The sequence below is a fragment of the Micromonospora sp. KC207 genome (genome assembly GCF_004348615.1).
GTDB lineage: Bacteria > Actinomycetota > Actinomycetes > Mycobacteriales > Micromonosporaceae > Micromonospora.
This window is the reverse complement of record NZ_SMKJ01000440.1, coordinates 1-3845: the sequence shown is the minus strand read 5'-3', so window position 1 is coordinate 3845 and position 3845 is coordinate 1. Positions and strand designations below refer to the sequence as shown.

The 3845-nt window shown below is 75.9% G+C and carries 4 protein-coding genes and 1 pseudogene; 1 reads left to right on the top strand and 4 read right to left on the bottom strand.

What is annotated here, in order from left to right; genetic code table 11:
* Together E1258_RS30880 and E1258_RS30875 are read right to left on the bottom strand one after the other, a co-directional pair.
* Window positions 1-1033, bottom strand: a pseudogene (locus E1258_RS30880) (transposase); the annotation flags it as partial.
* 62 nt (window positions 1034-1095) lie between these two features.
* Window positions 1096-2097 carry a DNA primase gene (locus tag E1258_RS30875; RefSeq protein ID WP_132407310.1) on the bottom strand — a complete coding sequence of 334 codons (1002 nt, stop codon included), beginning with the start codon at window positions 2095-2097 and terminating at the stop codon, window positions 1096-1098.
* A gap of 118 nt (window positions 2098-2215) precedes the next feature.
* Between E1258_RS30875 and E1258_RS30870 the strand changes: the two genes are divergently transcribed.
* Window positions 2216-2551, top strand: coding sequence for a PadR family transcriptional regulator (locus E1258_RS30870; RefSeq protein ID WP_132407308.1), 336 nt, complete (start codon window positions 2216-2218; stop codon window positions 2549-2551).
* Between the two features lie 21 nt (window positions 2552-2572).
* Here E1258_RS30870 and E1258_RS30865 read toward each other — a convergent pair whose 3' ends face one another.
* The gene (locus tag E1258_RS30865; RefSeq protein WP_132407306.1) at window positions 2573-2989 is read right to left on the bottom strand and encodes a hypothetical protein; all 417 of its coding nucleotides are present in this window, start codon (window positions 2987-2989) and stop codon (window positions 2573-2575) included.
* A gap of 43 nt (window positions 2990-3032) precedes the next feature.
* A partial coding sequence (locus E1258_RS30860; RefSeq protein WP_132407304.1) for an ABC transporter ATP-binding protein occupies window positions 3033-3845 on the bottom strand: 813 nt, incomplete at its 5' end.

Genomic DNA, 3845 nt, shown 5'->3' with positions numbered 1-3845 from the left:
GGCTGCCGCCGGGAACCGGCTCGGGACGGCTGCGCCGGCCGGGAACCGGCTCGGGCTCTGTGGGCCGCAGTGCGCGCAGGCCGGCACCGGGCAACTCGGCGACCGGCTCGCCCCGGCGGGCGGCGGCCCGCCGGCCCGGCACCGGGGTGGTGACCCGGGCGTCGAGCGCGCCGACCAGGGCCTCGCAGCCCGCGTCGCATGCACGCACCGAGGCCACCGCCTGACGAACGGTCTCCGCCACGGCGGAGGTGAGCGCCCGGCTGACCGCCGCGCGGCGGGGGGTCTCGGCGATGGCGACCCGCAGCGCGGTCACCGCATCGTTGATCTTGCCTTCGTCGGCCACCCCGTCGGCCGCGAGGTGGGCGGCGATGGCGTCCGCCGCCACCGACACCTCCCGGCCCCGGGCGATCGTCCCGCCCAGCATGCCGGGCTCGGGCAGGGCGTCCAGCACGGCCAGGGCGACCGGCTCGGCCGGGTCCGGGTACGCGCGCAGGGCGGCCGGGTAGAGCTCCCGCAGCACCTCGCGCAGCGCCACGGCGGCGGAGTGCCGGCCGCTGGCGAGTGCGGCGTGCGCCGAGAGGACCTGCTTGTAGCCGGCGAGATCCCGGGGTGCCGGGAGGGTGACCGCCGAGAGCGCGCCGGCCTGGAGGGCCCGGGCCAGCCCGACCGCCCGCCGCTCGGCCGGCGCGGACTGCATCTCCTCCAGCGAGTCGTCGTCGGCGAACCGCTCGGCGAAGTCGTCCACCGAGTCGTCGTCCGCGATCGCCAGTGGACGCCCGGCGGCACTCAGCAGCGAGGTGACCGTGTGGTCGTCGCTGTCGGCGGCGATCGCGGCCCCGCTCGGCCCGCCCGACCGCTCCACGAGTAGCACGACCAGCTGGGCGTAGCCGGCTGGGTCGTCGCCGATCTCGCAGACATGGAGCAGCCGACCTGCGTCGTCGACCACAGCGGACGTCAGCGTCGAACCGGCCGAGGCCGGTCGGTCGGCCGGATCCGCCGAGGCCAGACCGCAGTACACGCGCACGAGCGCCACAGCGTCGTCCTCCTCCCGGGACTGGTCTTTCTCTGCCAGAGACTGATGCTCCCTGGAACGTGTCAGTCGCGCCAGTCCACGACCGCAGAGATCTTGCCGACAATGGTGCGCCAACCGAGACTCGCCGTCTGCGCGCCGATTTTCCTGAGCCGCCGGCGGCCGAGGAAGCCCCCGAGCCCGCCGTTGGCCGTGGCGCGCAGCGCCTCGTCCAGGTCGTCGAGGCTGGAGCCGGCGGAGAGCATGTCCAACACGGCGGGCAGACGCAGGGCGTACGCGACGTCCCGGGCCACCTCGCCGGCCTCGATCAGCAGCGCCGAGTCCCAGGTGTCGTGCCCGCCCCGCAGGTTCTCCACGACCAGGTCCAGCTCGTAGGTGTCCTCGTCGAGCGGGACGATGTCGGCCGGCTCCACCCGTTCGGACAATTCATTCCAGCTGTCCAGTTGAGACATGTCGTTGGGCGCGCCGGAGCGGACGAAGCTGACGAGGGACTCGGGCGTCTTGAACAGCAGCAGCCTGCCCCGGTGGCTGAGGAAGACCGGGACCTCCTCGTCGCCCGCCTCGTCCTCGTCCTCGTCCTCGTCGGAGTCCGGCTCCTCCTTTGCGTCCGCGTCTGCGGCGTCGTCGGAGTCCGCGTCGGCACGGGGCTTGCGAAGGCGGGACTTCCCGCCGGCCTCCTCCGCGTCCGCCTCGGCGAACTCGGCGGCCACCTCCTCGTCGAGGATGACGACCTCGTCGTCGTCCTCGTCGTCGGGTTCGACCGCCTGCCGGCGGGCCAGGAACGGGTCGTCCTGGTCGCGCTCGGCGACGTCGGTCGGGGTCAACTCCCGTGCCGGCCGGTACGCCCGCAGCGTGTAGCCGGTGCCGGCGGGCAGGGCGATCTCGACCGGGTCGATGCGCAGCTCGTCCCAGAGCGCGCGGTCGGCGTCCTGCGCCGACGGGCGCGCGCCGTCCTCTTCGACCTCTGCGGCGGTGCCGTCGGTCTCGTCGAGCTCAGGCTCGTCGGCGTCGGGCCGTTGGGGCGACTGGCGGGCCACGCTGACCTCCGTGTGCTTCGGGCTGCCCACCCGGCGGCGTCTCCGGCCGCCGAGTGACTCTGGGCACATACCCTAGTGGGCGGCTTCGGAGGCCCGGTGCCCGCACCCCGGTGGCGGCCCGAGTGGCCCACAAGTAGCCTTGCTACCTATGAAGGCCCATGCGCTGCACGGACACCTCGACGCGCTGCTGCTCGCGGTGCTGGAACGGGGCGCGCTGCACGGCTACGCCATCATCGAGGCGCTGCGCGCGCGCAGCGAGGGCAGCCTCGATCTGCCCACCGGGACGATCTACCCGGCGCTGCGCCGGCTGGAGCGGGCGGGGCACGTGATCAGCAGTTGGAGCACCGTCAACGGCCGCGAGCGCCGCACCTACGAGCTGACCGACTCCGGCCGCCGGGCCCTCGCCGGGGAACGGGCCGGCTGGCGGGAGTTCAGCGCGACCGTCGGCCAGTTCCTCGGCGACACCCCCGCCACGCCGGCCTGACCGCGCCCGCCGCCCGCCCGACTACGCCGGTCCGGCCGGTCGGCGGGCCGAGAGCAGCCAGGACCGGGCCGCGCGACCGATCCAGAGAAACCCCGCGCCGCAGACCAGCGCGCCCACGAGCATCGGCGGCCAGGTGCGGGCCGCCTCCCAGAGCCCGATCGACCAGGCGTACAGGGTCGCGCCGGTCGCCACGCCCAGGACGAGCGTGGCGGTGAGCCCGAGACCGGTCAGCCGGGCGAGCCGGGGCAGGGCCGGGTGCGCCCACCGGGCCGAGGCGGCGACCAGCAACAGCCCCGCCACCGACAGCACGACCGCGCCCAGCCAGATGCCGTCCACCGAGGCGGACAGCAGGCGGTAGGCCGCCGACGGGCCGGGGCCGCCGCTCCAGCTCGACCCCTGCCAGGTCAGATCGCCCGCGACGACCAGGACGCCGGCCACCGCCGGTGACTGCCGGCGCGTCCGGGGGAATCCCGGAGCCGGCTCAGGGGCGGGGCGTCAGGGCCAGGTACCCGCGCTCGGCCGCCTCCTGGAGTAGCCACTGGTCCCGGTACCAGCCCGGCGCGGCGACCAACTCGTCGTGCCGGCCACGCTGGACCACCCGGCCGGCGTCGAGCACCACGATCTCGTCGAGGTCGGCGAGCCCGCTGAGCCGGTGGCTGATCAGCAGCACCGAGTGCCCGGCGGGGGTCGCCGCCAGCGCCGAGGCGAGCACCGCGTCGGCGGCGGACGGGTCGAGCCCCTCGGTCGGCTCGTCGAGCACCAGCACCCCGGGCGCGGCGAGCAGCGCCCGGGCCAGCGCGAGGCGCTGCCGTTGGCCGCCGGAGAGCTGGCCGCCCTCCTCGCCGACCACGGTGTCCCAACCGGCCGGCTGGGCGTGCACCCAGTCCAGCAGGCCGGCCGCCCGGGTCGCGGCGGTCAGCTCCGCCTCGTCGGCGGCGGGCCGGGCGAGCAGCAGGTTCTCCCGGACCGTGGCGTGGAAGACGTACGCCTCGGCGAGCAGGCCGCCGACCGCCCGGGGCAGCTCCTCGACCGGGTACGCCGACAGGTCGGCCCCGTCGAGGGTGACCCGGCCCTGCTCGGGTCGCACCGTGCCGGTGAGGACGGCGGCGAGGGTGCTCTTGCCGGCGCCGCTCGGCCCGACCACGGCGACCCGGCGGCCGGCCGGCAGGTCCAGGATGATCCGGTCCAGGGCCGGGGCGGTGCCGGCCCGGTACCGCACGGTGACCGCGTCGAAGCGCACGTCGTGCCCGGCACCGGCGGCGGTGGCACCGGCCGGGGCGGCGGCGTACGGGCC

Excerpts from the sequence above, each read along its gene's own strand:
- E1258_RS30870 (WP_132407308.1), top strand. The coding sequence starts at position 2,216 with ATGAAGGCCCATGCGCTGCACGGACACCTCGACGCGCTGCTGCTCGCG.